General features: G+C 23.0%; 3 protein-coding genes. All 3 read left to right on the forward strand.

What is annotated here, in order from left to right; translation table 11 throughout:
* Positions 1 to 63: 63 nt before the first annotated feature.
* The gene (locus tag EZH24_RS10160; protein WP_137999024.1) at positions 64 to 1,275 is read left to right on the forward strand and encodes a class I SAM-dependent methyltransferase; all 1,212 of its coding nucleotides are present in this window, start codon (positions 64 to 66) and stop codon (positions 1,273 to 1,275) included.
* Between the two features lie 75 nt (positions 1,276 to 1,350).
* Positions 1,351 to 2,376, forward strand: coding sequence for an NAD-dependent epimerase/dehydratase family protein (locus EZH24_RS10165; protein WP_137999025.1), 1,026 nt, complete (start codon positions 1,351 to 1,353; stop codon positions 2,374 to 2,376).
* The coding region (locus EZH24_RS10170; protein ID WP_137999026.1) for a glycosyltransferase family 2 protein at positions 2,369 to 2,567 on the forward strand (199 nt) is incomplete at its 3' end. The genes EZH24_RS10165 and EZH24_RS10170, both read left to right, overlap by 8 nt.

Below are 2,567 nucleotides of genomic sequence, written 5' to 3' on the forward strand. Positions count from 1 at the left end.
GAAGATATGACTCCCCTACTTTCTAAAGAAGAATTAGATGAAAATATTTATAAAGGATAATTTATGGTATTGCAAAGAATATGTCCAATATGCGGATGTAAAGAAGCTGAAATATTATATGAAATAAATTTTGCTAAAGCTAAAGAAGAATTTATACCAGAACATTATGATATAGTGGCTTGTAATGATTGTGGATTCATTTTTAATAATACAACTTGGATTCAAGAATATTATGATAAATACTATTCAGATACCACAAAATATTCATCTGCTTTTACATCAGGTGCTGGTGGTTTATCAGATCTAGATAAGATAAGATATAATGGTATAATAGATAGAATAGAAAAATTTATTAATAAAGATAGCAGTATAGTTGATATTGGTTGTGCTAAAGGTGGTCTATTAAGAACTTTTCAGTATAGAGGTTACAATAACCTATATGGTATAGAAGCTTCACATGATGCTATAGAAAATTTAAAACAATATAATATAGAAGGTAAAGATTCAAGTATTTTTGATATAACTAATATTAACAAAAAATTTGATGTTGTAATAGTAAGTCAGGTATTAGAACATATATATGATTTAAAAAATGTAAAGTATATATTAGAGAATATATTGAATGATAATGGTATATTATATATTGATATTCCTGATGGTACATCATATATAAAAAATAAGTTAGCAGCATATTATTATTTTGATTTAGAGCATATAAACCATTTTTCATTAATTACATTAGAATATTTATTTGATAATTTGAAATTAGTAGAAAAAGATTCGTTTTATTTTAATAATGTTTCTAATATAAAATCATATATAATATATGGTATATTTCAAAAAGGGGCTAAACCAGTTATAAATAAATCAAAAGATTATGAATCTATAAACAAAATGAAAGAATATATAAATTATAGTAATAAAATTGATAAATATACTATAGATAATATAGATAATACAAAATCAACTTATTGTTGGGGATTTGGAGCGTTTTTAAGAAGGATATTATTAGATAAAAAATATTTTTCTAATTGTATTATTAATGGTATAATAGATAAGAATGAATCATTTTCAGGTAAAAAAATTATCGATTATAAATGTAATGAAATAGAAGTATTCACTCCTAATATAGTTAAAAATACTGATAACATTATAATAACTTCTGTATTATATTCTGAAGTTATTAAGCAAAATTTGTTAGATGATACAAAATTTAATGGAAAAATATATGAATCAGAGCAGAGCAGAGCAGAGCAGAGCAGAGATAATATTTAGTTATTACTGTGAGGAAGCAGCATAGAGTTTGTTTCTATTATCGTAAACTTGTATATAAAAAATAAAAGGAAAATAATGATTAATAGTATAATATTAGAAGATGTACAATTTGTTTTTAATCAATTAAAAATTTTGACAGATTTAAGTAAATTAGATAATTCTAGTATATTAATTACTGGAGGTACTGGTTTATTTGGAAAGTCTATACTAAATTTTTTATTATATGCTAGAAAGTATTATAATTTTGATATTACTATATTAACTAGAAATAAATATAATTTTTTATTTAATTATCCTCAATATAGTACAGATTTCATTCATTTTATAAATGGAGATATTAGAGATTTTAATTGTGATAAAGAATATGATTATATTATTCATGCTGCAACACCTGCTTCAGAAAACTTAGAAAAAGAAAATCCATCAGAAATGTATTCTATAATATTAGATGGTACTAAAAATATTATTAATATTGCTAGTAGAATGAGTGTGAAAAAATTATTGTTTACTAGTTCTGGAGCGGTTTATGGTGAACAATATGAAGCAATAAAATCATTTAAAGAAACATATTATGGATACCCTATTACATATTATGGTAAAGCTAAAAAAATATCTGAAGAATTATTTTTGGAATCAGGTATTAATGTTAGTATAGCTAGATGTTTTGCATTCGTTGGACCATATCTGAATTTGGATATACATTTTGCTGTTGGTAATTTTATTAGAGATGTTATTCATAATAAAAATATAATAATAAGAGGCGATGGGAGACCTTTAAGAAGCTATTTATATACTGCTGATTTAGTAATATGGCTTTTTGTGATGTTATTAAATTCTAATGATAAAAGTATATATAATGTTGGTTCTTCTTATGAAGTATCTATATATGATTTAGCAAAAAAGGTTTCTAATTCTATTAATAATTATTATGGAAATATAGAAGTATTAACCAAACCTAATTATAGCTACCCTACTCCTAAATATATACCAAATAATTCTAAAATTATTGAAGAACTAAAAGTAAAGGAGAATTATACTTTAGATGTATCAATAAAAAGAACAATAGAATGGAATTTATCTGTTGGAGTAAAAAATGAGTAGTTATCCGCTAGTTTCTGTATTAATACCAACATATAATAGAAAACTCTTATTAAAAAGAGCTTTAGATAGTGTATTAAATCAGACATATAAAAATATAGAAATATATGTTACAGATAATGCTTCAACAGACGGTACTTTGGAGTTTATACAAGAATATTTAATTAATGATAAAAGAATTATTTATAGTAGAA

It is taken from the genome of Brachyspira catarrhinii (assembly GCF_005518285.1).
Taxonomy (GTDB): Bacteria; Spirochaetota; Brachyspiria; order Brachyspirales; family Brachyspiraceae; genus Brachyspira; species Brachyspira catarrhinii.

Bases quoted from the DNA above. Each gene is read 5' to 3' on its own strand.
- EZH24_RS10165 (WP_137999025.1), top strand. From the start codon at position 1,351: ATGATTAATAGTATAATATTAGAAGATGTACAATTTGTTTTTAATCAA.
- EZH24_RS10160 (WP_137999024.1), top strand. From the start codon at position 64: ATGGTATTGCAAAGAATATGTCCAATATGCGGATGTAAAGAAGCTGAA.